The sequence below is a fragment of the Halopseudomonas salegens genome (genome assembly GCF_900105655.1).
In the GTDB taxonomy this organism is placed as follows: domain Bacteria; phylum Pseudomonadota; class Gammaproteobacteria; order Pseudomonadales; family Pseudomonadaceae; genus Halopseudomonas; species Halopseudomonas salegens.
In genome coordinates this window covers 3,219,771-3,245,541 of the sequence record NZ_LT629787.1, presented here as the reverse complement: position 1 = coordinate 3,245,541, position 25,771 = coordinate 3,219,771, and the positions used below count along the sequence as shown (strand labels likewise).

The window sequence follows — 25,771 nt, the reverse complement described above, 5'->3', positions numbered from 1 at the left end:
ATGCGTGCAATTGCAAGAAGGCTAAATATTACAGTAGTAATTAGCTGTCTGCTGTGTCTCGTCTTGGCCGATAAAATAAGGCCCGCCAGAGGTGTTGCAGTAGTAGTATTGGGTGATACTACAATAAATTTATTTTTACATCAAAATAAAATATTGCCACTAGCCGCTTCGGTTGATTACTTGCAGGCGAGCATTCCTCGGTCCTCAATAATCTGGTACGAATTGTGCTGTTAATCCTGCTGAACCACTCAGCGCCAAGGATAGTGGCATTTTGCAGGTGCTTGGGGTGGTGCGTGCACTGATGCGGTGCCGGATTAGCGGGGTGGCACCGCAAAAGTGCGTTGGATTACCAGCCTGAGCGGGTGACCTGATGTCTGTGGCCATGATTGACGTGATGTGGGTGGTCCTCTGTGCTGGCCTGGTCTTCAATATGCAGCTGGGTTTCCTCTGCCTCGAATCAGGTCTGACACGCAGCAAGAATGCAATCAACGTGGCAGTCAAGAATATGGCCGACCTCAGTGTCGCCATCTCCCTCTACTGGCTGTTCGGTTTCGGCATCATGTTTGGTGTCAGTCAGGGTGGTTGGTTCGGTACCGGCTTTGCCCTGCTCTCTTTTGACGATACCTGGCAAGCAGCCTTCTTCCTGTTCCAGGCCATGTTCTGTACTACCGCAGCAACCATTGTGTCCGGCGCTGCGGCCGAACGCATGCGCTTTGGTGGCTACCTGATTGTCACTGTGGTGGCGGCAGGCCTGGTCTATCCCTTCTTCGGCCATTGGGCCTGGGGCGGTGCATTCAGTAACGGCCAAGGTTGGCTGGCTGCGCGAGGCTTTACCGACTTTGCCGGCTCGATTGTTGTGCATGGGGTTGGTGGCTGGATTGCCCTGGCGGTCATTCTGGTTCTCGGGCCGCGTCAGGGTCGTTTTGACCAGACTCGTGATGGCCGCAGCCTGCCGGGTTCCAATCTACCCATGGCGATGCTGGGTGCACTCTTGCTGTTGTTTGGCTGGTTCGGTTTCAACGGCGGCAGCACCTTTGCCTTTGATGGCCGGGTACCGGGCATTATTGCCAATACGGTCCTGGCAGCGATTGCCGGTATTCTCGGTGGTATGGGGCTGTCCTGGCTGCGCTGGCGGTATGTCGATCCAGTCTACCCGCTCAATGGTTTGATTGCCGGCATGGTGGCGGTGACAGCAAGTGCTGACGTGATCGATGCCGGTGCCGCTTTCCTGATTGGTCTGATTGGCAGCCTGGTGATGTATCTGGCTGATCGTCTGCTCTATCGCTGGCGCATTGATGACGCTGTCAGCGCGGTGCCTGTGCACCTGGCCAGTGGCGTCTGGGGGGTAATGGCGTTGGCAGCGTTTGCGGATCCGGCGTTGCTCGGCACGGGCCTGAATCGCTGGCAACAGGCCTGGGTACAGTTTGAGGCGGTCCTGGTATCCGGGGTCTGGGCCTTTGGTTTGACCTGGGTGCTACTGAATCTGATCAATCGTATTTATCCGCTGCGTGTGGATCCGGAAGATGAGCGGGCGGGCTTGAATGTCACCGAACATGGTGCCCGTACCGAACTGATCGAGCTGCTCGAAGCGATGGCGACGCACCAGCGTGACGGACAATTCCGTCAGGAAGTACCGGTTGAACCATTTACCGAAGTCGGGCAGATTGCCAGCCAGTACAACAAGGTGATTCGTGCGCTGAACCAGGCCGTGGGCAAGACCCAGGCCATTGTGCGTGACATTCGCGACGGCATTGTCACCTGTACCCCGGATGGAATATTGGCCAGCTGCAACCCGGGGGCCGAGCGGCTTCTGGGGTTGCCGGCGAATGAACTGGTCGGCCTGCCGCTGCAGACGCTGGTTGCCGAACAGGGCTGGCAGGCCTTGCCGGTACCGGTGCGCGGCAGCGAGTCCAAACAGGAGGTGTTGTTCAGTCGCCATCCGCATGATCAGTTTGTGGCCGAACTGACGGTCAGTCGCAGTGATGACGCCGAGCAAACGCTCACCTGTACCCTGCGCGATGTCACCGAGCGGAGGCGCATGGAACAGCAGCTGTACCAGGAGAAAATGCTCGCGCAGGTAACCCTGGCCTCGATTGGTGACGGGGTGATTACCACCGGGCCGGATGCGCGTATTCGTTACCTGAATCCGGTTGCCGAACAGTTGACCGGTTGGCTTCAGGATGCGGCTGAAGGCCGTAAACTGGATGATGTCTATCAACTGGTTGATGAATACACCGGTGCGCCACTGGGCAATCCCGTACGCCGTTTGCTGACCCGGTATAACAAACATACGCAGACGCTGGATGGCAGCGCGGCCATGTTGCAGCGCAGTGACGGGCAGCAGGTACCAGTGCAGCATGCGGTAGCGCCGATTCGTAACGCTGAGGGGCATATTATTGGTGCAGTGCTGACCTTCCGCGATGTGACCGTCACGCGTCGGCTGGCACGTGAGCTGTCACATCAGGCGGCCCATGACACCCTGACCGGGCTGGCCAACCGGGCCGAATTCGAACGGCAGGCTTCCCTGTTGCTGGATCGCTCCGCGTTGGAGCGCGGTGAGCATGTGCTCTGCTATATGGATCTGGATCAGTTCAAGGTGGTCAACGATACCTGTGGTCATGCTGCCGGTGATGAACTCTTGCGGCAGTTGACCAAGCTGTTTCAGACCCGGATTCGCAATACCGATGTGCTTGCCCGCCTGGGGGGAGACGAGTTCGGCCTGCTGCTGATGGGGTGCTCGCTGGAGGAGGCGCTACCGGTGGCTGATGGCATTCGCGCGCTGGTGGAGAGTTTTCGTTTCAGTTGGCAGGGCAAGACCTTCGCTGTCGGCGTCAGTATCGGACTGGTGCAGCTGGATCATGACACTGAAAGCCTGGCTGCGCTGCTCAGTGCTGCAGACAGCGCCTGTTATGCGGCCAAGGATGGCGGCCGTAACCGCTTGCATATTTTCAAGGATGACGATCAGGAGCTGCAGCGCCGGCGCGGTGAAATGCAGTGGGTCAGTCGCATCAGGCATGCCCTGGATGCCGACCGCTTGCGTCTGTATGTGCAACCGATTGTCTCCATGCAGGAACAGGACGAGCGGAAAAACTATGAAGTTCTGGTCCGCATGCTGGATAGCGATGGCAGCATCATTCCGCCGGGGGCCTTTATGCCGGCTGCAGAGCGCTACGACATGGCGACGGCGGTAGATACCTGGGTGGTGGGTAATTTCCTGGCCTGGCTGGGCGATTTCAGTCGCCGCTACCCGCAGCAGATCGGCAACTACTCAATCAACCTGTCCGCCGCATCGCTGAGCGAGGAAAGCTTTCTCGAATACGTGCTGCTCACTATCGAACGCCACCAGGTGCCGACCAGTGCACTGTGCTTCGAGATTACCGAAACCAGCGCCATTGCCAATCTGAACCGCGCCGTGGTGTTTATGCGTACCTTGAAAAACATCGGCTGCCAGTTTGCTCTGGATGACTTCGGCTCGGGCTTGTCGTCCTTCGGCTATCTGAAAAACCTGCCGGTGGATTTCGTCAAGATCGACGGTGGATTCATCAAGGAAATCGCCATCGATCCGATTGCCCGCGCCATGGTCGGCTCGATCAACACCATTGCTCATGAAATGGGGCTGCGAACAGTAGCTGAGTTCGTCGAAAGTGCCGAGATCCTGGCAGTATTGGCAGAGCTGGAGGTGGATTATGTGCAGGGGTTTCACCTCGGCCATCCACAGCCCCTGAGTGAGCTGGAGGGCGTGCGTCTGATGCCGCGTTGAGTCATTCAGTTCAGGGCAGCACCAGGCGGAACTCGCCGCCGCCCAGAGGGCTGTCATTGCACAGCTGAATGAATCCGTGTTCATCATTGCGTTGATGCAAGTGCGCGATCTGTTGGCCAAAATACAGCCCCAGGCCGGTACTGCCGGTGCTCATGCGAATGCCTGCAGCATAATTGGCTTGCTGTTCGATCATTGCCTCGGGATAGCCGTCGCCATCGTCACATATGCTGATGACCAGTTGCTCCTTTTCCATCCAGGCACGCAGGCTGATCGCACTTCGGGCATAACGGATCGAATTGTTGATCACATTGGCAACCACCGAACCGATCAGGTCGTTATCGAAAAAGCCCATCAGGCCATCTTCTTCGATCTGGTAATCCCCCTCAATATGCCGCGAGCGTAAAATATCGTCGTGACGTGCCAGCTGGTCCTGCAGAAAGTCTTCAACATCGTAATAGCCGGGGTTCAACGGCAGGCGATTGGTTTCCATCTTGTACAGCCCGAGCAGCTGCACCAGCATGCCGTGCAGGCGCATGGACTCATACTGGATGATGCCGCGCTCCGGCGCCTCGGCCAGCTCCGGTGGCAGCCGCTCTAGCCAGGTATCATAGGTTTGCAGCATCAACGCCATGGTGTTTTTCATGTCGTGAACGGTCGAGGCCATTACCGTGGCGAAGTCCATGCCGCTCTCTTCGGGGTCTGGCGTATTGCTCATGAAGCCTCCGCATGTTTGCACAGTTTCAGGTAGCGCTCGTAGCGGCTGTCACTGGGCGGAATGCTGCGCACCTGCTGCAGGCAGAGGCGGCACTCTTCCTTCAGCGCCGGGTCCGGTTCGGTAGCCATCAGCCGCAGTAGAGATTGCGCAGTATTCAGCGCAAAGCTGATATTGCGTGGTTGCAACTTCTGCGATTGGCGAAAGGCCTCCAGTGCTTGCGGGTAGTTCTTTTGCTGGTAATGCTGAATGCCCTGGCGGTTCAGTTCTGCAGCGCGTTTACTGGTATCCAGCAAGGCAGGGTTGTCGGTCTTGCCGGCAATCTGTTGCATGACCGAAGGGTCATCGCCATACATTTCCGCGCAGGTGGCGAGCATCTGTTCGGCCTGATCGGCTTGGCCCAGCTCGCGCAAATTGTCGGCCACATCCAGTGCGGCTTGTGGGCTGAAGAAGGTATCCAGTTGCGCCAACTGGCCCTGCGCCTTGCTCAAGAGCGCGCTGGCTTCGCCGCTCTTGCCGGTTTTCTGCAATGCACTGGCCTGCAGCAGGTTGCTGCGCACCTGCAAGCCCGGATCATCCGACCAGGACTGCTCCATTTCCGTCAGGGTCTGGCGCAGTTCAAGGGTTACCTTGGGATCAGGGTTTTCATTCAGTTGATCGTTGAGTGTGGCGGCCAGGCTGAGATGGCTCTCGGCGCTGTGAAATACCGAGTTGCGACCCAGATCAACCGCCTGTCGCCAGGCCTTGAGCGCAGCATCACTATCCTGATTCTGCCGCGCTACGGTGCCCAGCTCGACCTGACGGTGCAATGCATGCGGGGATATCCGCAATCCCTGTTCCAGCCACTGCTGTACCTTGGGCAGGTCATCACGATCGCGATACACCGCCGCCAGTCCGTCATAAATCATCGGCAGCATAGGGAACTGTCGCACACCTTGTTCCAGCAGGTTTTCCGCCTTGTCCAGTTGCCCCATGCGGCGGTACAGGTCGGCCAGCGCGACCAGCGCCCAGGGCAGTGGCCGGTCAGCCATGATAGCGGTGAGCATTTTTTCCAGCGCCCGGTCTTGCCCCAGTGCCTCCAGCGCGTTGGCCTGATAGCGCAGACACTGCGGGCGGTATTTGGGTTGGTCACGCATGACTTGCTGACAGGCTTCCACCACGGTCTGGTGATCACCTTTGTGCACTGCATCCAGGACCGGTTTCAGAGCCTGTTTGCGTTGCACCAGCTTGTCCAGCCGCTGTTGCAGACTGGCCCGGTTGAACGGCTTGGTCAGGTAGGCATCCGGTTCACACTCGATGGCGCTCATGACCATGGCCTGACTGGTTTCTGCCGTTACCATGACAAAGATGCAGTGGGGCATCATCAGTTTTCGCTCATGCAGTTCTTCCAGTACCTGCTGACCATTCTTGCCGGCACCCAGGTTGTAGTCATGCAGGACGATGTCATAGCGTTTCAGTCGGCACAGTTCCAGCGCTTCTTTGGCATTGGCGGCGGTATCGATGTGTTGCACGGCCATCTGCTTCAACATGTTCTTGACCGAGGTGCGAAAGTCGGAAAAGTCATCAACGACCAGGAACTGGGATTTGCTGTAATCAATCATGCGTGTTTTGGCCTTGCTCGGCGAAAAAGGGCTGGCGTAGTACTGATGCAGTGTAGTCAATGTCTTGGCTATTGGGTGATGGCTAATGGCCGCTATTTTGCTCTGAACCGGCAGCGACGGCAATGCGTGCAGCGCGGTTAACTTCACTGCGCAGTGACTCAAGGCCGGAAGATAGTGCAGAGACGACAGCCCAAATTCGGTGGCATCAGATTCAGCTCATGCTGAGAGCCTTGGCCAGTTTCGTTGGGCAGGCTATTGCTCGGCTTCCGGACTGGTGCTTTCACTGTGTTTTGCTTTGACCAGGTTGTTGGCAAAATCACGTTCAAACAGAATCCATACAATGATGGGAACCAGGGTTGGCATGATCAGAGTGCCCAGTTGGTAAGCGGTCGCAAAAAAGTTCTGTTGGGCGGGGCCATAACCGGTAATTGCCTGGGTTGCATCCTGGGCGTGGATTGCAATGGCTACCAGCCAGGCAAAGGCGATTCCCCATAACTGGAAGGGGATCAGAATCAATGCCCCAAGCGGCGCCTTCCACCACAGCCCGGGTGCGTTGGAGGCTATCAGCAAGGCAACCAGAAGGGGCAGGCCGTAGGTGTAATTGAGGACTTCAACACTTGGCGTAAGAATCGCACGCTGGCCGCTTTCGTGCATGAATTGCAAGTTGGTGACCAGTGTCAGTTGCGTGCCTTCCAGCTCAACGCCATTGGCCCAGTCTGGAAACAGCAGATGCACCAGCCAGCTGGCGGCTTCACCCACAGGAACTGACAGCGGGGCGCGCGCAATTGACCAGATAAACAGGGCTGGTCCCAGAAAAATCAGGATACGGATAAAAAAATTGGCAATCCCGGAATCACGCGTGGACATTGGCTACCTCAGGTGCCGGTTTGAGCACATGACGCATCCACAGCAACCAGACAATCAGAACGTCAATCATGATCAGCGCTTGCCACAAATACAGATGAGCAAACTCGAACAGGCTGGGGCTCCAGCCGGACAGGTAGTAGAGACTGATTACCCGGACAACGTTGAGTGACTGAATGGCGACAAAACCAATGGCCAAGCCAATCAGCTTGAGCCGGATTGAAGCGGGGAAAGCCACCATGGCAGCAATCAATACGATAAATGCCTCGACACCGTTGCAACCGGCCTCGATGGATACGCCCTGTCCGGTTCGGGTATTCAGCATGACACGGCCATAGGTCTCAACCGTGCTGTCGAACATGCTGACCAGGCCACCGCTGATCCAGGCAAGTGTATTGGTCCATGGGATGACCAGGTATTTTTGTGCCGGGCCCGTGAGTTCCAGTGTGAACAGCACGGCCAGCAGAACGAGGAAAACAATAAAGAACCTGAGCATGCTATTCCCTGTAGAAACGACTATTCCCGATTGATGTCTTTTGTACATCATACAAGCAAGTTTGGTCCAGATTCACCTGCTGATTACAAGTTAGAAACAATGTCAGTCAGCGGGTGCTCCCAGTTCTGCGGAAATTCGCGCGGCAGTGAGAAGCAACTCATTGCGATAATCGGATTGTGAGCTGGCGCTGGACAGCAGGGCTTCAGGCGCGGAAAGATTGATCGCGGCTACAATCTCGTTGTGATGATTGCGCACGGCGGTGGCAATCGCGGTGGAGTAGTCCGAGCCATGCATGACCCAGCCCTGCTCGACATCGGCGATCAGCAACTGGCGCAACGCAGGCAGGGTCCTGGGTGCATCACCGGGGACGTCATCCAGGCGAACCTGTTGATACAGGCTGTCCAGCTCGGCGGGGCTGAGGGCGCACAACAACACCCGGCCCATGGCGCTGGCATGGCAGGGAATACGCGTGCCGACGGGGATATTCACGGTCAGGCGCTGGTCGGCAAAGGCGCGGCACAGGTAGAGGCTGTCGGTCTGCTGGCGGATGCTCAAATGGCAGGACAGTGAAGTACGATCACGCAGCGCGTTGAGGTGTGGCTGGGCGACATCGACCAGGTCACGGCTGGCCAGATAGCGGAAGCCGGCACTGACCACGGCACTGCCCAGTTCGTAGCGGTTCTTGCCCAGCTTGTTCAGGTAACCCATCTGGTTCAGTGTCTGCACAATGCGATACAGCGCGGACACGCTGACGCCCAGGGCATCAGCCATGTCCTGGGTGCTCAGCTGGCGCTGACCGGCGTGGAACAGCTCGATAATCTGCAAGCCACGTTCCAGTGCGGGAACCCGATAGTCGTTTGTGCTGCTCATGCCTACTCCCTGTGGTTTGCCTGCTCAGTCCGGCCAGCCGCTGGTGGCAGCCAGCACCTGACCGCTGAATTCTGCCATGCCATCGACCAGTACGTCGCATAAATAACGCGCGGTGGCACGATCGCAGAGCAACTCGAACTGTGGTGTCTCGCCCTGGCTGCTGTTGACCACAATGGCGGTATTGCGCGCTACCGAGGTCTGTACCAGCGCCAGCGGGGCAAAGGCGGCCGCCCGCAGGTCGATGGCGCACAGCTTGGCCATCAGCTGCGGCACGTCCGCTCCGCTGAGGTGCAGCCAGGCATGGCTGTCGGCACGTGGCAGCAGGTAATGCCGGCGCGCACTTTGCTGCCAGCCTTGCTCCAGCTGGTCGATGGTATCGGCACTGCGCTGACTGGCTGCCAGCAGCATGAACTCTTTTGCGGAGAGGCGCAGCAACAGGCTGCCGTCCGCTTGCCAGCATGCCTGATTGGCTTGCTCGGGCAGCTGGTAGCCCTGCGAACTGAGGTCCTCGGGCGTATCGCTGCCACGAAAACCGACCCGTGGCAGCAGACTCCAGTCGCTCAGGCTACAACTGCTTTGCACACGACTACCGGCGCTGCTCGACTCGGCAGCCGGGTAACGGTGCAATGGACTTTCAACAAGGGGTTGGCTGGCGTGCATATCACAGCTCCTGACGCTGGTTGTCGGGGTCATAAAACGGCGGCTTGATCACTTCGGCCTGTACCAACTGGCCGCCGGCTACCCGTATGGATAACGACTGGCCGGGGCTGGCCTGGCCGGGTGAGCAATAGGCCAGGCCGATAATGGCCTGCAGATTGGGCGAGTATTCGCAGGAGGTGACATTGCCGCTGATGTTGTCACCCTCGAGTACCAGGTGGCCTTCCAGTGGTTGTGCGCTGCCAGCGGGCAAGCGGAAGCCGACCAGGCGCCGCTTGGCTGGGTGTGCCTCGAGAATCTCGATCGACCGCTTGCCCACAAAGAAAGGTTTCTTGCGTGCAATCGCCCAGTCCATGCCGATTTCCCCCGGGTGGCTCATGCCGTCAGTATCCTGGCCGATGATCACATGGCCCTTTTCCAGACGCAGCAGGCGCTGGGCCTCGACCCCAAAGGGGCGGATGCCGGCCTCCGCGCCAGCGGTCATCAACACATCCCAGAGTGCGCCGGCATAACGGGCAGGCACATGGATTTCATACCCCAGCTCACCGACAAAGCCGACCCGCAGCAGGCGCGCCGGTATGCCGGCCACCTTGCCTTCACGCACTTCCAGATAGGGGAAGGCGGTGGCGGACAGGTCCAGGTCGCAACCGGCTTGTTCCAGTACCTGGCGCGACAAGGGGCCAGCCAGATTGACCGCAGCAAAGGCGCTGGTGACGTTGGCAATATCCACATCCAGGCGCCATTGGGCGTTCCATTTCAGCATCTGCCGATAGACCTGCTCGACACCGCTGGTGGTGGCGCTGACGTAGAAGTGTTCATCGGCGAAGCGGGCACAGACGCCATCGTCAATCACTACGCCCTGCTCATTGGTCAGCAACGCATAGCGCGAGCGGCCAACCGGTTGCTTGACGAAAGCAAAGGTATAGAAACGGTTGAGAAACTCGGCGGCATCCGGGCCACGTACGTCCAGCCCGCCCAGGGTCGAGACATCGATCAGGCCCACGCCATTGCGCACCTGCAGCGCCTCGGCCTGCATGCTCTCGTTTCGGCTGCCGGGCGATCCGTAATAGGCCGGCCGTTGCCAGTTGCCTGCCGGCATCCACTGCGCACCAGCGGCGGTGTGGCGGTCGTGCAAGGGGGTTTGTCGGTAGGGATCAAAGCTGCGTCCGGCCAGATGCGCCAGGGTTTCCGCGACAAAGGGCGGCCGCGCCGTGGTCACGCCGGTTTCGCTGACGCTGCGCTGGGTTGCGGCCGCGACCAGGCGTGCGGTGGGCAGCGCCGAGTGGCGGCCTTGCGAGGGGCCCATGCCCACGGTGGAAAAGCGCTTCACCAGCTGGATATCGCGGTAGCCATGCCGGGTCGCGTTGATGATGTCGGCGATCTGCAGGTCTTCGTCCAGATCGACAAATTCCTTGCCCTTGGGGTGGGCAAACAGTGGCCAGTCGGCGTTGCAGCCGGGCTCCTCGGTAAAGTTGTCCTCGGCCGGTGTCGGTTGGCCGAGTCCGCTGAGGGCGGCATTGGCGGCGCGGCGGGCATCGGCCAGTACATTGTCCAGTTGATGGAAGCCGTTGACTGAACCGGCGATATGCAGATTGGCCGGCAACTGCTGCAAGCGGAAGGCGGCGTGCTCATCGTCGTAACTCAGTTGCGCGCCGGCCTGGCAGAGCAACTGGTAGGCCGGCATATAGCCCGAAGACATGCACAGCAGATCGCAGGCATAGTGCGCGGCCGTCTCGCTGACGGTGCCACGCCCGCTGATCGCGCGCACCTCGACACTGTCAATGCGGCCCTGTGCTTTGCCGGCGCTGGCGGCATACACGGTGCTGTGCAGATGGCAGGGCACCTGCCGGGCCTCTAACTGTTCCAGCAACGTCGGGTCATGCGGCGCGCTGCGCAGATCGACCAGGGCCGCCAGTTGCACGCCCTGCTCCAGCAGCTCCAGTGCGGCCAGGTAGCCGTGGTCATTGCCGGTCAGCACCACGGCACGCTCGCCGGGCTTGACCGCATAGAGGCGCATCAGGCGCTGCGCTGCGCTGGTCAGCACAATGCCGGGCAGATCGTTGTTGTGAAACACCACCGGCTGGTCATAGGCACCGGAGGCCACAATCACCTGCTGTGCGCGCACCTTGTGCATGCGCTGGCCCTGAATCACCGGCAGGAAGTTGTCGGTAAACCAGCCGTTGCAGGTGGCCTGGGTCATCACCCGGATCTTTGGATGTTCACTGACCGCCTGCAGCAGCTGCTGGCGCAGTTGCCCGGCAGCCTCGGCGTCAAGGGCAAAGCGCGACCAGGCCAGGGCGCCGCCCAGATAGGCTTGCTGTTCGATCAGCAGCACCTCGGCCCCGGCTTCGGCGGCGCTCAGGGCGGCTTGCAGACCAGCCGGACCGGCGCCCACCACGGCGACATCGGCAAACACAAAGGCCTTGTCGTGATAGTCCGGGCGCAGTGTCAGGTCGAGCACGCCGAGCCCGGCCTGCTTGCGGATGATCGGCTCCCATAGCTTCCAGGCTCCTTTGGGCTTGTAGAAGCTGCGGTAATAGAAGCCCACCGGCATAAAGCGCGATGCCTTGCCCAGCCAGGCGTTGCGGTCGCGTTCCAGCGAGCCATTGACGTTCTGTGCGCTGACGTCCTGGCCGGCGGCCAGCGGCTGCACATCCGCCAGGGTGTTGGGTGCGCCGGGCAGTTGCACCAGGGTGTTGGCATCTTCCCCGGCCATGGTCATGGGGCCGCGGGGGCGGTGATATTTGAACGAGCGTGACAGCAGCCAGCGCTGGTTGGCCAGCAAGGCGCTGGCAATGCTGTCGCCTGCCAGGCCTTGATAGGTCTGGCCGTCGAACTGGAAACTCAGCGGCCGTTCACGGTCAATCAGCAGGCCCATGGGCGCAGGTAAACGAGCGGGCATCATGCGGATTCCTCCGGGTTGGCAGTGGCGGCGAAAATCTCGCTGGGATCAAAAGTGCGCACAATGTCATCGCTCAGGGTGTTGCGCTCGGCCAGAAACCAGTAGCTGCTGGCGCTGTGCAGCCACCATTCGGTGACGATGCCGGCAGGGTTGCTGCTGTTGAACACGTAATCGGCCCATTCCACATCACTGCAGTTGTCCGGGTCGGGCATGGTCTTGAACTCGCCGCCATAGACGAATTCGCTGATGTTGCGCGGCCCGTTGAGCGGGCAAGGCATGATTTTCATGGTTGCATCCTCAATGGCTGGCGGCGGTGGCGCCCATTTCGTTGACTTGCTGGAAGCGGCTGAAGCGCTCCAGGGCAAAGGGCTGGATCAGCTCCGGGACTTTTTTGCCGTCACTGGCTATCAGCGCCGCCATGGTCTGGCCGCAGATCGGTGTAGCCTTGAAGCCCCAGGTACCCCAGCCGGCATCCAGGTAATAATTGTCCACTGGTGAACAACCCATGATCGGGCTGTAATCCGGGGTCATGTCGGTGGTCCCGCTCCACTGGCGCATCAGGCGCGCCTGGGCCAGAAACGGGAACATCTCCAGGGCGGCGGCCATCAGGCTTTCCTTCAATTCCAGGGTCGAGCGGGTGTGGTACAGCGGGTAGGGATCGGAACCACCCCCGAAAACCACTTCGCCGCGACTGGTCTGTTGCACATAGCAATGCAGTGCCGAGGAACTGACCAGGGGGTCGAGAAAGGGCTTGAACGGCTGGGTGACCATGGCCTGCAAGGGGTAGCTGAGAATCGGCGCGCGAATGCCGGCCATATCCAGCAGCCGCGAGCTGTGCCCGGCCACCGCTTGCACGGCGCAGCCGCACTGCACGGTGCCGCGGTTGGTTTTCACCCCGGTCAGCCGGCCTTGCTCGATCACCAGCTCCTGCACTTCCGTCAGCTGGTGGATTTCCACCCCGTGCTTGGCCGCCTGTTTGGCATAGCCCCAGGCCACGGCGTCATGGCGCGCAGTGGCGCCGTCCTTGTGCCAGAGTCCGGCCAGCACCGGTAAATGACCGGGGTCCATATTCAGTGTGGGTACCAGCTCGGCAACCTGCTGACGGTCGAGCATCTCGGTGCGCCCGCCAAAGTGGGTGTTCACTTCGGCACGCTGGCGGAAGGCGCGCACGGTGGCATCGGTGTGCGCCAGGGTCAGTTGCCCGCGCTCGGAATACATGATGTTGAAGTCGAACTCGTTGGCCAGGTTCTTGAACAGGCGTACCGATTCGGAATAGAAGCGTACCCCTTCCGGGGTCAGGTAGTTGGAGCGGATCACTGCGGTGTTGCGCGCTGTGTTGCCGCCGCCGAGGTAGCCCTTGTCCAGCACCGCTACCTTGGTGATGCCATGGTAGCGGGCCAGGTAGTAGGCAATGGCCAGGCCGTGGCCGCCGGCACCGATGATCACCACGTCATAGCGTGGCTTGAGCTCTACCGGTGGTGGCAGGTCGACCTCGGCCGGGTAGTCGGCGGACAGACCATATTTGAGCAGATTGAAAGGCATGGGGCCTCCGGGGCTGAATGCGGGCTTGTGGGCGTCGGCTTAGCGGAAAATCACGGTGCGTTCGCCGTTGAGAAATACCCGGTGTTCAAGGTGGTATTTCACTGCCCGCGACAGCGTCAGGGTTTCGATATCGCGGCCGATGGCGACCAGGTCATCCGGGCGCAGGCCGTGATCCACACGTTCCACTTCCTGTTCGATGATCGGCCCTTCGTCCAGGTCCGAGGTGACGTAGTGGGCGGTGGCGCCGATGAGTTTGACGCCACGTTCCCAGGCCTGGTGGTAAGGCTTGGCGCCCTTGAAGCCGGGCAGAAAGGAGTGGTGGATATTGATCGCCCGGCCGGCCAGGTACTGGCACATGGTGTCCGACAGAATCTGCATATAGCGCGCCAGCACCACCAGTTCGGTGCCCGTCTCTTCGATCAGCTTGCGCAGCTCGGCTTCCTGCTCTGCCTTGGTGTCGGCATTGACCGGCAGATAGACAAAGCGGATGCCCTCGCGCTCTGCCATCGGCCGCAGGTCCAGGTGGTTGGAGACGATGGCGCTGACCTGCATCTTCATCTCGCCCTTGTGGTAGCGATACAGCAGATCGGTCAGGCAATGATCGTACTTGCTGACCATGAGTATCACTTTCATTGGCGTGCTGTTGTCATGCAGGGCCCATTGCATGTCGAACTCGGCGGCTACCGTGCCAAAGCCCTCGCTCAGGCTGTCGGCATTGGACGGGCTGTCGGCATTGAAGCGAAACACCGCGCGCATGAAGAAGCGGTCATGAAACTCGTCATCGAACTGGGCCATCTCGCTGATGTAGCAGCCGCAGTTGGACAGGTAGGTGGTGACAGCGGCAACAATGCCCGAGTTGGCCGGGCAGCTGATGGTCATGGTGTAGGACGTAGACATCCGGGCTCCTTGTAGCCATATATTCATATATGGCAAATAAATTCAGATATAAATATAAATTGCAGTAAAGGATAAAATATCCGCGATGTGTTTTTTATAAGCGAATGGAGTGAGCTGGTCAATACTGTTAGGAAAATAAATATCCTGAGAGGAATTTTTTGCGGCCAACCAGGTAGCCTCTGCAAAACGTAGGCGACAACGGTATGGATGCAGGAGATAGGGCGAATCAGGAGCCAGAGCCGAGGCCGGAGCAGCTGTTCTGATGGCGACGAAATTATCTGTCGCCTGGCCCGGCAGGTATTGCTTGTTTAAGGTGGTGCCGGCGGTAACAGTTATCGGAAAAACAGGTTTGGGATGTCGCTTGAACTCAGGTAGGCTTCTGCACCTTAATGGTGCAAGGGTTGTTTCATGAGTTCGCAGAACGAAAAGTTGCGTTGGCAGCAAGCCAGTGGCGTGTTACGGGCAATGCACCTGGAATGGTGGATGGCCCGTCACAGCCATAAAACGGTGCTCGCACTGTTCAACCTGGTAAATAGCGGCGTCAGCATGGCCCTGCTGGCGACAGTTGCATTGGTGACTCAGGAAGCGTTTATTTTCCCATCCCTGGGCGCTACTGCGTTCATCATTTTTCATGTCCCTATGGCGCAGCCTGCATCGCCGCGCAATACGCTCTGCGGGCACTGTATTGGTGCGCTGGTGGGGTTGGGTGCGCTCTATATGTTTGGTTTGCAACATGCAGATTCTGCATTTCTGGCCGGTATGGATTTGTCGCGTGTGGGTGCTGTGGCAGTTGCTATGGGGCTGACCAGTTGCCTGATGGTGGCCTTTAATGTTGTGCATCCTCCGGCAGGTGCTACGGCATTAATTGTCGCTCTGGGGCTGATGCCAAACATCTCGCAGATTCCCATTCTGATGGCAGGTGTGCTGATCCTGTTGATGCATGCCTTTGTCGTTAACCGGCTAGCGGGCTTGCGCTACCCTGTGTGGGCATCAGCCGGGCCCAGGCCAAAGCGGGAGGAGCCGACTGAGCCGGATGATGTGTGACAGGCTCGGGCCGTGAAGGCTTGGGAAACCCCCGAACCTGGCTGATCCCTGCTTCCTTTCTCCGGCGACGCCATAAGCCGCCAGGTAATTTTGTTGTTAGCCTAAGGCCTAATAGTCTTGTTCTCCCTCAGTCCCTAGCATCGAGCGCTCAATGTCCGAGATACGAGCGCCACAATGCACAACAACAGCGACTATCAAAGCCAGCGCAAGCCTCGCTCCGCGTTCAATACCCGGCGCGAATACCTGGAGCACGAGCTTGAGGTCATGGCCCCCAGACGCTGGCGAATGAACCTGCCCGGCCGTGATTACCGTTTCGAATTTGAAGACTGGGTGCCGGCCATGGCCGCAACCATCGGCAAGGTGGTCATGGTAGCGGCGATTGTCAGCACCTTTGCCACGCAACTGGGCCTGTCGGCTGACTTTGTCACCGAGAACGTGCGCTTTGAAATGCTCATCGCTGCCGTGCTCTTCGTGATTCTGGTCTCCGGCTTTATCAACCCCAACAGCAACCTGCCCGGCACCCATGGTCCGCTGATTCCGATGATCCCCCTGATTGTTGCCTCCGGTGGCCACCCGATGGCGCTCGGCATCATGATCGGGGTGCTGGGTTTCATCCTGGGTATCACCAAAGGCGGTAGCCTGCTGGCGCGGCTGACCAGCAACGGGGTCTGCGGCGGTTTGTTGCTGTATCTGGGCTTTATCGGTATTACCTCGCAGATCGCCAAGCTGTTCAGCTGGGCTGAAGGTTTTGAGGGCGGGCATATTGCCTTTGTCATCCTGATTGCGACCATCGTCATGTATGCCTGGCTGGAGCATGTCAAGATGCGCTGGTTGGCGATTCCGCTCGGCTCGGTGATGGCGGCCGGCATTGCCTTTGCCCTGGGCGCGCCCTTCGAGTTCATCACGGAACCGGGTATCCCCAATATGAACCCGGCCTACTGGTGGGGTGACGATACCGGCTGGCAGTTGGGCCTGCCCGAGTTCCAGCATTTTCTGGCGGTAGCGCCTTTCGCGGTACTGGCGGTGGCCATGTGGTCACCGGATTTTCTTGGGCATCGGGTGTTCCAGCAGCTGAATTACCCGCCCAAGGCGCAAAAGGTGTTGATGAATATCGACGACACCATGTGCACCGCCGGCACCCGGCAAGTGGTCGGCAGTCTGCTCGGCGGCGGCAATATTGCGTCGTCCTGGGGCACCTATATCGTGCCGGCGGCGATTGCCAAACGGCCAATTGCGGCGGGTGCGGTACTGACCGGGGTGCTTTGCATCATTACCGCACTGCTCGGCTATCCGATGGATCTGGCGATCTGGCCGCCGGTGCTCAGTGTCGCGCTGATCGTCGGCGTGTTTCTGCCGCTGATGGAAGCCGGCATGCAGATGACCCGGGAAGGCAAGACCACCGAATCGGCAGCCATCGTTATTGTCGCTTCGGCGCTGGTTAATCCGGTGTTTGGCTGGTCGTTGACCGTACTGCTCGACAATCTGGGACTGATCGGCTGCAAAGAGCGCGGCAAGAGCCTGGGACATATCGGCCGCTGGATCATTCCCGGCCTGGTGTTTGGCATCCTGTGTGGCGTGATGGCGGCGATTGGCATGTTCCCGGGCGTACCACCGATGCTGGAAAGCTTTAGACTTTAGAGTTCATTTTCCAGCCAGCGTTTAATCTGGCGGCGATAAGACCGCGAGGTCTCGCTGTGGGTGTCAATCGAATTTGGCCGCAAGGAGACGGTGTTTCGTTCCTGGTCGTAATGAATATCGAACTGTCTTACCGCCCCGAAGGGGGCGTTATCCGAGCCGTAGATGGATATGACGTGGAACTCCAGCGACTTGAGCTCAATGTCGGAGTTGACTGGCACTCCATCATGCAGCTCAATTCCGGCCTCGCCCGCCACGCGAGTCAGAATTTGCCGGAAGGAAAAGACATCAAGGCATTCTCCCGAAGCCAATGGTCCCTGCCGGGTCCAGGAGCTGCGTTTTGCTTTATCCCCCAGGGAGTCAGCTTCACCATCCGTTACGGCACTAAAGTGGCTGCCTTCAGAGGTCGTCAATTTGGCCATGATGAAATAGAGAAATATGGCCTCCTGACTCATGTTGCAAATCAGGCAGGGAGAGTCGAGATCCTGACCACCAATGCCCTTGTTGATGAGTACGCGTGGTCGGCGCTGTCGATGATAGCTATGAAAAAGTAGCTGAGCGTAAAACAGCCAGACAAGCAACATGGCTGCATTGATAAACATGGAGATGAGTGATGAATTTTGTTCAATCCAGTCCAGCATAATGTCCTTGCATCAACCCAATAGTGAAAGAGCAAACATCGTGCTCCGGTTCCAAAATACACTTGGCTGATGCATATACAACAGAGATTCGTGCCTGAACGCAACTGACAAGCCTGAACTATGGTCAATATCAAGTCTTGCCAGCCACGATGCTGGGCAAGGTTTCAGCTTGTGCGCTGATCAGTCGCCTGCCTCCAGACTTTTCAGGTCGTGTACCCCGGGCTGAAACTGCCAGCGGTTGGCGCTATAGACCTGGCCTTGCCAGCGCTCAACCAGTTGCTGGTAGTCGCGGGTGGTGCGAAATTCGGCAATGAACTGGTTGATTGCCCGGAGCAAAGCGGTATTGCCGGGCTGATTGGCGACGGCGGCACAGTAGAACCAGAGCTCGCTGCTCAGGTTGCCGGGCAGTATTTCCAGCTGTCCAGCCCAGGGGCTGTCCGTACCGGTGCAGGCCCAGTGATAGATCGGCAAGTCGACGGCAAAGGCGTCCACCGTTCCGTCGGCCAGGCAGTCATGGATCAGGCTCTGGTCGTTGTAGGCCAGCAGGTTGGCGAGCTCGATACGTCCGCCGGGGGTGTGGCGGTTGCTTTCCCAGCGCAGTCCGGCTTGCTCAAGCACTTCCAGTGCAGCCGGGTCGTCAATGCAACCCAGCACTTTGCCCTGCAGGTCATCCAGGCGCTGGATACGACTGTCGCCGGCGCGTTTGGCCAGTACATAAGGAAGGAATACATAAGGGTCGGAGAAAGCGACCTGGCCGTAGTCCGGCATCGGCGGCAAGGCGCTCCAGACCACATCGACCTCTGCCTCGCGGCGGCGACTCCCGGCTTCGAGAAGTTGCAGGCAGCGGTCCCAGGGGTACTCGACAAAATGACACTTAACCCCCAGCCAGCGGGCAAAGGCGCGGGCGAGTTCGGCATCCATACCCTGGAGCGGTTCGCCAGTTTGCTGCCGGAATGATAGGCCCTTGAAGTGGGGCTCGATGGCAATGCGCAACTCGCCACGCTGGCGTATCGCGTCCAGGCGATCGCTCCGGGGATGGGTGTGCAGTTTTTCTTCCGCCAGCAATTTCTGGACTGCCTGAGGGCGTTGCTGGTTCGGCAGCTCGCGGTAGATGGAGTGCATGTCGTGCAACAGATCCAGGCTCCAGTTGTTGCGCGCCAGCAGGTGTTGGTCAGCCGCCTCGCCGAGCGCAACGCCTGCAGCCATGACCTTGTTGTTGGCTTCGATCTCGTTCAGATGATCAGCCATGTGATCCAGCTGTCGATGCAAGGTCTGCAGGGATTCATTGACCCGTTGACCGAGCAGCTCCAGCCGGGCATCAGCATCTTGCAGCATGCCTTGCAATTGCTCACTGACCGGGGCCAGGTCAATTTGGCTGTAGGCCTGTTGAGCGTTGGCCTGGGTGCTCAGTGCCAGTTCGCGGATTTCCTGGGCGACCACGGCAAAGCCCCGGCCCTGTTCACCCGCGTGTGCGGCTTCGATGGCGGCATTGATTGACAGTAATTGCACAGTACGCCCGATATGGTCGATGGCATCAATCACCTGCCGTGAAGACTGGCTGCGTTCATCCAGGCTGTTGGCAAGTTCGGCAAATTCCGTGCTGAAAAACGTTTGGGTAGCGCGCAATTCCAGATCCATCTCGGTGCGCAACTGTTCGGCTCCGCTACTGCTGCTGCCAAGGTTGTCACGGGTTTTTGCGAGAAAGGTCAGCTGCTCGCTGCTGCGCGCAGAAATTTCGGCGAAGGTGCCTTCCACTTGCTCGATAGCCTGGCGTGCGTGTCGTTGCAATGCCTGTACCCGGCCCAGCAGCACAGCAACCCCGGCATCCTGCTCGGCATTGGCCGGCTGACTGTGCAAGCGTTCACGCAGAGCACTGGGCATGCGGCCCTGTTCCAGCTGCAGGGCTCTATCCCAGTCGCCGCTCAACAAGGCTTGCTGCCAATCGTCCAGTGCGGGCTGGCTGGGTGGTGCAGCGGTACGTAAAAACCAGCTCATGTGGACCCCCTCAGGCTGATTGGCGTAACTGGGTGCCCTGTTCAGGGCCGGTGCAATACCGGTTGAGGTCGGCTTGCAGTGCTTCGGCGGTGGTGCGCAAGTGGGTCAGCGGGGTATCGGCATGGCCCTGAACAATGACCAGGGCTTCGCGGCTGTCCGCTTGCAGGGCTGTGGCGGCACACTGGCGGTAATCCATGCGGCAGATCACCTGTTGGTCGGCATCCAGATAAAGGTACTCGCCAGAGGGCAATTGCTGGACCTGGTCATTGCCCAGGCCAATGAACTCCTCATGCCCGCGCCCCAGAGTCAGGCTGACGGGCAGGCTCAGATAACGCAGATCATGGGCGCCGATCGACAGTCCGGACACCAGTGACCAGTGGTTGTACAAATCAACCACCGGGGCAATGCTGCGCAACTGGGCATCGCGCAGAAACTGCTGCAACAGTGTCTGGGGCGAGGCCGGGTAGCGACGGGCCGAGCGCCCGACTTGCAGGCGCAGGTCATCAAAACCGGCCATATGCAGTCGGCTTTTTGCCAGGTCCAGCTGCTCGTCCAGTTCGGCCAGGCGTTCGTTCAGGCTACGGGTGAAGTGACGATTGCACAGCCCGTGCACAGTAAAGGCAATAACCTTGAGCCCCAGGCTGTCGGGCGTCAGCAAGCGGAAAATCGGATTCAACATGGCGGCATCCTGTGAGCGGCACAGCGCTCGGTTGCATAGGCTGCGGGCACGGCCAGGCGCCCCAGCTGAAGGTCAGTAACTGCTATAGGGGGTATAGCAAGGCCTGTGCCAGCTAACTCGAACGGGTGACCGGTGGTCTTTTGGGCGGGTTTGGGGGTATATGAACGGGTTTAGACGCGGTCGCTGATAATGCGGGATGGGAGATTTCAGGGCGCTGCATGGGCCGGAGCGCCAGACTGGGGCAGGCTGGCGCCGCTATAAAAATCAGCTCTGATCGTAGTTCATGATCGACAGCAGGCGAAGAGGAACCTCGATCAGGGTTTCCGGGCCGTGGGGGACTTCGGCATCAAAGGTCAGGCTGTCACCCGGGCCCATGGGGTAAAGCTGGTTGCCATGACGGTAGATCAGCCGGCCGTCCAATAGATGTATGAATTCGGTGCCGGGGTGGGAAAAGGTTGGAAACTCCTCGGCGGCATCATCCATGGTGATCAGGTAAGCCTCGAAACTTTTCTTCGGCCCCCGGGTATGGTTGAGCAGTTGATAGGTGTGGCCCTTTTCGGTACCCCGGCGCACCACCTCCAGTCCTTCGCCGCTGCTGACCAGCAGCGCGCCGCCGCCCTGCTGATCATATTGACTGAACAATTTGGACATGGGCAGGCCGAGCACGTCACAAAGGCGGGTGAGGGTATCCAGGCTGGTTGATACCTGGGCATTCTCGATCTTGCTCAGCATGCCCTGGCTGATGCCGGCAATGCGCGATACGTCGGTAATTTTCAGGCCCTGCGCCTGGCGTTGTCGACGGATCTGCAGGCCGAGATATTGTTCCAGCTTGAGTTTGGGTGGCGCGTCAGCAGTTTTGCTCATGGGTGTGCACGTTTTCTGATCAGTAATTTAATTTTCGCACTGAGAATGTGCACCAGCCCGTGGGCCAATGCAAGTGCGAGTCGCGTCAATACGGCCGGCGATGCCTTGCCAACCCCTTGACCCCGCAGCTTTCGTGCCATCGAGCAGATTTTTTGCTGCTAGACGGCATTCTGGCAAGGCAATTGCATTTCCTCTGGTGAAAATTAAATTCTCAAGCGGAATAACCAGCAGGAGCGCCTTACCCATGTTGCCCACCGAAACGCAGCGCCTTATCGAGCAGCACGGCATCAAATATGTGCTGGCCCAGTTTGTCGACATTCACGGCTCGGCAAAAACCAAATCTGTACCGGTCAGCGGCCTCGCCGCCGTGGCCGAAGGAGGTGCCGGTTTTGCCGGCTTTGCCGTTTGCGGCATGGGCATGGAGCCACACGGTCCCGACTTTATGGCCAAGGGTGATCTGTCGACCCTGACACCGGTGCCCTGGCAGCCAGGCTATGGCCGGGTGCTGTGCATCGGTCACGTCAATGGTGAGCCACATCCCTACGATACCCGTTATGTGCTGCAGCGCCAGATTGCTCGCCTGAGTGCCCGCGGCTGGACCATGAATACCGGCGTCGAGCCCGAGTTCAGCCTGTTCCGCCGCGATGATCGGGGTCAGTTGCAACTGGTCGACAGCAGCGACAACCTGGACAAGCCCTGCTACGACTACAAGGGCCTGTCGCGCTCACGCGAGTTTCTGGAAAAGCTCACTGAATCCCTGCAGCAGGTCGGTTATGACATCTATCAGATCGACCATGAAGATGCCAACGGCCAGTTCGAGATCAACTATACCTACAGCGATGCCATGACCTCGGCCGATCGCTTTACCTTCTTCCGTATGGCCGCCGGCGAGATTGCCAACGAGCTGGGCATCATCTGCTCCTTTATGCCCAAGCCGGATGCCACCCGCACCGGTAACGGCATGCACTTTCATGTCTCGATTGCCGACGCGGACAACCCCAACCTGTTCCATGATGACAGCGACCCGCGCGGTATGGGGCTGTCGAAACTGGGCTACCACTTTGCCGCTGGCCTGCTGGCCCATGCCCCCGCCCTCTGTGCCTTTTCCGCACCGACGGTAAATTCCTACAAGCGCCTGGTGGTCGGCCGCTCGCTGTCCGGCGCGACCTGGGCTCCGGCCTTTGTCGCCTATGGCGACAACAACCGCTCGGCGATGGTGCGCATTCCCTACGGACGTATCGAATACCGCCTGCCGGATGCCGGCTGCAATCCGTATCTGGTCACTGCCGCGATCATCGCCGCCGGGTTGGATGGTATCGAACGTGAGCTGGATCCTGGCGAGCCGTGCAATGAAAACCTGTACAAAATGAGCCTGGATGACATCGCCGAGCGAGGCATCGCCACCCTGCCACAGAGCCTCAACGAGGCATGCCAGGCACTGGAGGACGACCCCTTGTTCCGCGACACCCTGGGCAGCGAGATTGTCGATGAGTTTATCGCCCTCAAGCGCGCCGAGTGGGTCGAGTACAGCCGGCATGTGAGTGACTGGGAAGTGCAGCGCTACACCGAATTTTTCTGAGCGCCCTTACCGGCGTTTATTACCCAAGCTCTAACAGCTTGCCGTCTGACGCGGCACCTTGCCGCCAGCAGTGAGGATGTAACTATGTGTGGAATTGTCGGGTTGTATCTGAAGAACCCTGCACTGGAAGACCAGCTGGGTGCGCTCTTTGCGCCCATGTTGCTGGCGATGACCGATCGCGGGCCGGACAGCGCCGGCTTTGCCATCTATGGCGATGAAGTGGAATCCGGCCGAATCAAGCTGACATTGCAAAGCAGTCAGCCGGATTACCCCTGGCCAACCCTGATGAGCGAACTGGAAGGTCAGCTGGGTTGTTCCCTGGAGTGGTTCCGCAATGCCGATGCCGTGGTGCTGAAAACCGATGCCGAGGAAGCGGCAATGCGCACTGCATTGGCTGAGCTGGCGCCGGAAATCCGCATCATGAGCCTGGGTCAGAGTATCGAGATTCTCAAGGGTATGGGGCTGCCGGCGGAGATCAGCAATCGGTTCAACCTGTCCGGCATGCGTGGCAGCCACATCATCGGGCATACCCGTATGGCCACCGAAAGTGCGGTGACCATGGAGGGCAGCCACCCCTTCTCCACCGGCAATGATCTGTGCCTGGTGCACAACGGTTCGCTGTCCAACCACAGCCGTTTGCGTCAACGCCTGCAACGCCAAGGCCTGGTGTTTGAAACCGAGAATGACAGCGAGGTCGCAGCCGGTTACCTGACCTGGCGCTTGCGCCAGGGCGACACCCTGCAACAGGCACTGGACCATGCATTGCAGGATCTGGATGGCTTTTTCACGTTCGCTATCGGCACCCGTCAGGGCTTTGCGGTGATCCGCGACCCGATTGCCTGCAAGCCGGCGGTGCTGGCGGAAACCGAGGATTACGTCGCCATGGCATCGGAGTATCAGGCGCTGGCCGGTCTGCCAGGCATCGAGAATGCCCGGGTCTGGGAGCCGGAACCGGCCACCATGTACATCTGGGAACGGCCGGCGGCCTGAGGAGAGACACATGCAACATATCGATCTGGCGCACAGCACCGTGCGCGAACTCAACCAGCAATTGCACGCCCAGGCCGGGCAGGTCAGCGAACGTGAGTGGGTGGTCAAGAACCCCGCCGGCAAGCACAACCTGGCGGTCGGCCTGAATGAAGGCCTGTCGATAGATATTCAGGGCCACACCGGCTACTACTGCGCCGGCATGAATCAGAAGGCCAGCGTTACTGTCGACGGCAATGTCGGTGTCGGCGTGGCGGAAAACATGATGTCCGGCCGCGTGCATGTCAAGGGCAATGCCTCGCAGTCGGCGGGGGCTACCGCCCATGGTGGCTTGTTGATCATCGACGGTGATGCCGGTGCGCGTTGCGGCATCTCGCTCAAGGGCGCCGATATCGTGGTCGGTGGCAATATCGGTCACATGAGCTGCTTTATGGCCCAGGCCGGGCGCGTAGTAGTGCTCGGTGATGCCGGTGACGCCCTGGGTGATTCGCTGTACGAAACCCGCATCTATGTGCGCGGCACAGTCAAGTCACTGGGTTCGGATTGCGTGGAAAAGCCCATGCGCGCCGAGCATCTGGAAGAGCTGGCCGAACTGCTGCACCGCGCTGGTTACGATGCCGACCCGGCCAGCTTCAAGCGCTATGGCTCGGCACGTGAACTCTACAATTTCAAGGTCGACAACGCGGCAGCCTACTGAGCTACCGCCGTGAGGAGTACAGCATGACAGACAAGCATCCCCCGGTACTGCGCGAGTCGGCCACCTTCGACCGCCTGACCATCCAGGAAATCCAGCGTGCCGCCGAAACCGGCATCTATGACATTCGCGGTGGCGGCACCAAGCGCAAGGTGCCGCACTTTGATGACCTGCTGCTGCTCGGCGCCAGCATGTCGCGTTACCCGCTGGAAGGCTATCGGGAAAAATGCGGAACCAATGTGGTGCTCGGCACCCGTTTTGCCAAGAAGCCCATTCATCTGGATATTCCGGTCACCATTGCCGGTATGAGTTTCGGCGCCCTCTCGGCACAAGCCAAGGAAGCCCTTGGCCGGGGTGCCAGCATGGTTGGCACCAGCACAACCACCGGCGATGGCGGCATGACGCTGGAAGAGCGTGGGCAGTCAAAGCACCTGGTGTATCAGTACCTGCCTTCGCGTTACGGCATGAACCCGGACGATCTGCGCAAGGCAGACGCCATCGAAGTGGTGCTCGGCCAGGGCGCCAAGCCCGGCGGTGGCGGTATGTTGCTGGGCATGAAAGTGACCGAGCGGGTGGCCGGCATGCGCACCCTGCCGATCGGGGTTGATCAGCGCAGCGCCTGCCGCCACCCGGACTGGACAGGCCCGGATGATCTGGCGATCAAGATTGCCGAACTGCGCGAAATCACTGATTGGGAAAAGCCGATTTACGTCAAGATAGGCGCCAGCCGGCCCTATTACGACGTCAAACTTGCAGTCAAGGCGGGGGCCGATGTGATTGTGCTCGATGGCATGCAAGGCGGCACCGCAGCGACCCAGGATGTGTTTATCGAACACGTGGGTATTCCGATTCTCAGCGCCATTCCGCAGGCCGTGCAGGCCTTGCAGGAAATGGATATGCACCGCGAAGTGCAGCTGATTGTGTCGGGCGGTATTCGCAGTGGCGCCGATGTGGCCAAGGCCATGGCCCTGGGCGCGGATGCGGTAGCCATTGGCACGGCGGCGCTGATTGCCCTGGGCGACAACCACCCGCGTTGGGATGCCGAGCTGCGTGACATCGGTTCGGCGGCCGGCTTTTACGATGATTGGCAGAACGGCCAGGATCCGGCGGGGATCACCACCCAGGATCCGGAGTTGTCGAAACGCCTCGACCCGGTCGAAGGCGGCCGTCGACTGGCCAATTACCTGCGGGTGATGGTGCTCGAGGCGCAGACCATGGCACGTGCCTGTGGCAAGTCGCACCTGCTCAACCTGGACCCGGAAGACCTGGTGGCGCTCACCGTAGAATCAGCCGCCATGGCCCGGGTGCCGCTGGCCGGTACCCAGTGGGTGCCCGGGCAGCAGGGGTATTGA

At 59.5% G+C, this 25,771-nt stretch carries 22 protein-coding genes; 7 read left to right on the top strand and 15 right to left on the bottom strand.

Features of this window, described 5'->3' with window-relative positions; all coding sequences use genetic code 11:
* Positions 1-370 precede the first annotated feature (370 nt).
* Positions 371-3,760 carry an ammonium transporter gene (gene amt / locus BLU07_RS14975; protein WP_092388510.1) on the top strand — a complete coding sequence of 1,130 codons (3,390 nt, stop codon included), beginning with the start codon at positions 371-373 and terminating at the stop codon, positions 3,758-3,760.
* Positions 3,761-3,770: 10 nt separating this feature from the next.
* On the opposite strand, the gene BLU07_RS14970 is transcribed toward amt, so the two are convergent.
* The 11 genes from BLU07_RS14970 to BLU07_RS17685 form a co-directional block, all read right to left on the bottom strand.
* Positions 3,771-4,475, bottom strand: coding sequence for a sensor histidine kinase (locus BLU07_RS14970; RefSeq protein WP_092388507.1), 705 nt, complete (start codon positions 4,473-4,475; stop codon positions 3,771-3,773).
* A complete protein-coding gene (locus BLU07_RS14965) occupies positions 4,472-6,073 on the bottom strand; it encodes a tetratricopeptide repeat-containing response regulator (protein WP_092388504.1) in 1,602 nt (533 codons plus the stop codon). The genes BLU07_RS14970 and BLU07_RS14965 overlap by 4 nt, the downstream gene beginning before the upstream one ends.
* Positions 6,074-6,325: 252 nt before the next feature.
* Positions 6,326-6,940: an exosortase H-associated membrane protein gene (locus BLU07_RS14960; protein ID WP_092388501.1), complete on the bottom strand. Its 615-nt coding sequence runs from the start codon at positions 6,938-6,940 to the stop codon at positions 6,326-6,328.
* The gene (gene xrtH / locus BLU07_RS14955; protein WP_092388498.1) at positions 6,927-7,433 is read right to left on the bottom strand and encodes an exosortase H; all 507 of its coding nucleotides are present in this window, start codon (positions 7,431-7,433) and stop codon (positions 6,927-6,929) included. Before xrtH ends, BLU07_RS14960 begins: the two co-directional genes overlap by 14 nt.
* 102 nt (positions 7,434-7,535) lie before the next feature.
* Entirely contained in the window at positions 7,536-8,303 is a 768-nt protein-coding gene (locus BLU07_RS14950) for an IclR family transcriptional regulator (protein ID WP_092388495.1), read from the bottom strand.
* A gap of 24 nt (positions 8,304-8,327) precedes the next feature.
* A complete protein-coding gene (locus BLU07_RS14945) occupies positions 8,328-8,963 on the bottom strand; it encodes an aminomethyltransferase family protein (protein ID WP_092388492.1) in 636 nt (211 codons plus the stop codon).
* A 1-nt stretch (position 8,964) separates the two neighbouring features.
* Positions 8,965-11,865: a 2Fe-2S iron-sulfur cluster-binding protein gene (locus BLU07_RS14940; protein WP_231701648.1), complete on the bottom strand. Its 2,901-nt coding sequence runs from the start codon at positions 11,863-11,865 to the stop codon at positions 8,965-8,967.
* Complete coding sequence (locus BLU07_RS14935) at positions 11,862-12,149, bottom strand: sarcosine oxidase subunit delta (RefSeq protein WP_092388486.1); 288 nt, start codon at positions 12,147-12,149, stop codon at positions 11,862-11,864. The genes BLU07_RS14940 and BLU07_RS14935 overlap by 4 nt, the downstream gene beginning before the upstream one ends.
* Positions 12,150-12,159: 10 nt before the next feature.
* Complete coding sequence (locus BLU07_RS14930; RefSeq protein WP_092388484.1) at positions 12,160-13,404, bottom strand: FAD-dependent oxidoreductase; 1,245 nt, start codon at positions 13,402-13,404, stop codon at positions 12,160-12,162.
* A 39-nt stretch (positions 13,405-13,443) separates the two neighbouring features.
* The gene (gene purU, locus BLU07_RS14925) at positions 13,444-14,301 is read right to left on the bottom strand and encodes a formyltetrahydrofolate deformylase (protein ID WP_092388481.1); all 858 of its coding nucleotides are present in this window, start codon (positions 14,299-14,301) and stop codon (positions 13,444-13,446) included.
* A gap of 42 nt (positions 14,302-14,343) precedes the next feature.
* Positions 14,344-14,745 carry a hypothetical protein gene (locus BLU07_RS17685; protein ID WP_172830074.1) on the bottom strand — a complete coding sequence of 134 codons (402 nt, stop codon included), beginning with the start codon at positions 14,743-14,745 and terminating at the stop codon, positions 14,344-14,346.
* Here BLU07_RS17685 and BLU07_RS14920 point away from each other — a divergent pair.
* Together BLU07_RS14920 and BLU07_RS14915 are read left to right on the top strand one after the other, a co-directional pair.
* Positions 14,710-15,345 (top strand): HPP family protein, encoded by a 636-nt coding sequence (locus BLU07_RS14920; RefSeq protein WP_092388478.1) that lies wholly within the window; start codon positions 14,710-14,712, stop codon positions 15,343-15,345. The two genes, BLU07_RS17685 and BLU07_RS14920, sit on opposite strands and share 36 nt — an antisense overlap.
* 174 nt (positions 15,346-15,519) lie before the next feature.
* A complete protein-coding gene (locus BLU07_RS14915; protein ID WP_092388475.1) occupies positions 15,520-16,983 on the top strand; it encodes a DUF3360 family protein in 1,464 nt (487 codons plus the stop codon).
* Here BLU07_RS14915 and BLU07_RS14910 read toward each other — a convergent pair.
* The 4 genes from BLU07_RS14910 to BLU07_RS14895 all read right to left on the bottom strand — a co-directional run bounded on the left by BLU07_RS14910 (position 16,980) and on the right by BLU07_RS14895 (position 21,159).
* Positions 16,980-17,621: a hypothetical protein gene (locus tag BLU07_RS14910; RefSeq protein WP_092388472.1), complete on the bottom strand. Its 642-nt coding sequence runs from the start codon at positions 17,619-17,621 to the stop codon at positions 16,980-16,982. The two genes, BLU07_RS14915 and BLU07_RS14910, sit on opposite strands and share 4 nt — an antisense overlap.
* Positions 17,622-17,801: 180 nt before the next feature.
* Positions 17,802-19,616, bottom strand: a complete 1,815-nt coding sequence (locus BLU07_RS17990) for a methyl-accepting chemotaxis protein (protein WP_092388469.1) — start codon at positions 19,614-19,616, stop codon at positions 17,802-17,804.
* A 10-nt stretch (positions 19,617-19,626) separates the two neighbouring features.
* The gene (locus BLU07_RS14900) at positions 19,627-20,295 is read right to left on the bottom strand and encodes a B3/B4 domain-containing protein (RefSeq protein WP_092388466.1); all 669 of its coding nucleotides are present in this window, start codon (positions 20,293-20,295) and stop codon (positions 19,627-19,629) included.
* Between the two features lie 264 nt (positions 20,296-20,559).
* Complete coding sequence (locus tag BLU07_RS14895; RefSeq protein WP_092388463.1) at positions 20,560-21,159, bottom strand: helix-turn-helix domain-containing protein; 600 nt, start codon at positions 21,157-21,159, stop codon at positions 20,560-20,562.
* 244 nt (positions 21,160-21,403) lie between these two features.
* Between BLU07_RS14895 and glnT the strand changes: the two genes are divergently transcribed.
* The 4 genes from glnT to BLU07_RS14875 all read left to right on the top strand — a co-directional run bounded on the left by glnT (position 21,404) and on the right by BLU07_RS14875 (position 25,771).
* Entirely contained in the window at positions 21,404-22,738 is a 1,335-nt protein-coding gene (gene glnT / locus BLU07_RS14890) for a type III glutamate--ammonia ligase (protein WP_092388460.1), read from the top strand.
* 84 nt (positions 22,739-22,822) lie between these two features.
* Positions 22,823-23,728, top strand: a complete 906-nt coding sequence (locus BLU07_RS14885; protein ID WP_092388457.1) for a class II glutamine amidotransferase — start codon at positions 22,823-22,825, stop codon at positions 23,726-23,728.
* A 10-nt stretch (positions 23,729-23,738) separates the two neighbouring features.
* Complete coding sequence (locus BLU07_RS14880; protein ID WP_092388454.1) at positions 23,739-24,422, top strand: GltB/FmdC/FwdC-like GXGXG domain-containing protein; 684 nt, start codon at positions 23,739-23,741, stop codon at positions 24,420-24,422.
* Positions 24,423-24,445: 23 nt separating this feature from the next.
* A complete protein-coding gene (locus BLU07_RS14875; protein WP_092388451.1) occupies positions 24,446-25,771 on the top strand; it encodes an FMN-binding glutamate synthase family protein in 1,326 nt (441 codons plus the stop codon).

What these genes read in the sequence shown, in the direction of transcription:
- amt (WP_092388510.1), top strand. Translation starts at nt 371, where the DNA reads ATGTCTGTGGCCATGATTGACGTGATGTGGGTGGTCCTCTGTGCTGGC.
- BLU07_RS17990 (WP_092388469.1), bottom strand. Translation starts at nt 19,616, where the DNA reads ATGAGCTGGTTTTTACGTACCGCTGCACCACCCAGCCAGCCCGCACTG.
- BLU07_RS14910 (WP_092388472.1), bottom strand. Translation starts at nt 17,621, where the DNA reads ATGCTGGACTGGATTGAACAAAATTCATCACTCATCTCCATGTTTATC.
- BLU07_RS14885 (WP_092388457.1), top strand. Translation starts at nt 22,823, where the DNA reads ATGTGTGGAATTGTCGGGTTGTATCTGAAGAACCCTGCACTGGAAGAC.
- BLU07_RS14895 (WP_092388463.1), bottom strand. Translation starts at nt 21,159, where the DNA reads ATGAGCAAAACTGCTGACGCGCCACCCAAACTCAAGCTGGAACAATAT.
- BLU07_RS14940 (WP_231701648.1), bottom strand. Translation starts at nt 11,865, where the DNA reads ATGATGCCCGCTCGTTTACCTGCGCCCATGGGCCTGCTGATTGACCGT.
- BLU07_RS14960 (WP_092388501.1), bottom strand. Translation starts at nt 6,940, where the DNA reads ATGTCCACGCGTGATTCCGGGATTGCCAATTTTTTTATCCGTATCCTG.
- glnT (WP_092388460.1), top strand. Translation starts at nt 21,404, where the DNA reads ATGTTGCCCACCGAAACGCAGCGCCTTATCGAGCAGCACGGCATCAAA.
- BLU07_RS14880 (WP_092388454.1), top strand. Translation starts at nt 23,739, where the DNA reads ATGCAACATATCGATCTGGCGCACAGCACCGTGCGCGAACTCAACCAG.
- BLU07_RS14875 (WP_092388451.1), top strand. Translation starts at nt 24,446, where the DNA reads ATGACAGACAAGCATCCCCCGGTACTGCGCGAGTCGGCCACCTTCGAC.
- BLU07_RS14970 (WP_092388507.1), bottom strand. Translation starts at nt 4,475, where the DNA reads ATGAGCAATACGCCAGACCCCGAAGAGAGCGGCATGGACTTCGCCACG.
- purU (WP_092388481.1), bottom strand. Translation starts at nt 14,301, where the DNA reads ATGTCTACGTCCTACACCATGACCATCAGCTGCCCGGCCAACTCGGGC.
- BLU07_RS14935 (WP_092388486.1), bottom strand. Translation starts at nt 12,149, where the DNA reads ATGAAAATCATGCCTTGCCCGCTCAACGGGCCGCGCAACATCAGCGAA.
- xrtH (WP_092388498.1), bottom strand. Translation starts at nt 7,433, where the DNA reads ATGCTCAGGTTCTTTATTGTTTTCCTCGTTCTGCTGGCCGTGCTGTTC.
- BLU07_RS14965 (WP_092388504.1), bottom strand. Translation starts at nt 6,073, where the DNA reads ATGATTGATTACAGCAAATCCCAGTTCCTGGTCGTTGATGACTTTTCC.
- BLU07_RS14915 (WP_092388475.1), top strand. Translation starts at nt 15,520, where the DNA reads ATGCACAACAACAGCGACTATCAAAGCCAGCGCAAGCCTCGCTCCGCG.
- BLU07_RS14920 (WP_092388478.1), top strand. Translation starts at nt 14,710, where the DNA reads ATGAGTTCGCAGAACGAAAAGTTGCGTTGGCAGCAAGCCAGTGGCGTG.
- BLU07_RS14930 (WP_092388484.1), bottom strand. Translation starts at nt 13,404, where the DNA reads ATGCCTTTCAATCTGCTCAAATATGGTCTGTCCGCCGACTACCCGGCC.
- BLU07_RS14950 (WP_092388495.1), bottom strand. Translation starts at nt 8,303, where the DNA reads ATGAGCAGCACAAACGACTATCGGGTTCCCGCACTGGAACGTGGCTTG.
- BLU07_RS14945 (WP_092388492.1), bottom strand. Translation starts at nt 8,963, where the DNA reads ATGCACGCCAGCCAACCCCTTGTTGAAAGTCCATTGCACCGTTACCCG.
- BLU07_RS14900 (WP_092388466.1), bottom strand. Translation starts at nt 20,295, where the DNA reads ATGTTGAATCCGATTTTCCGCTTGCTGACGCCCGACAGCCTGGGGCTC.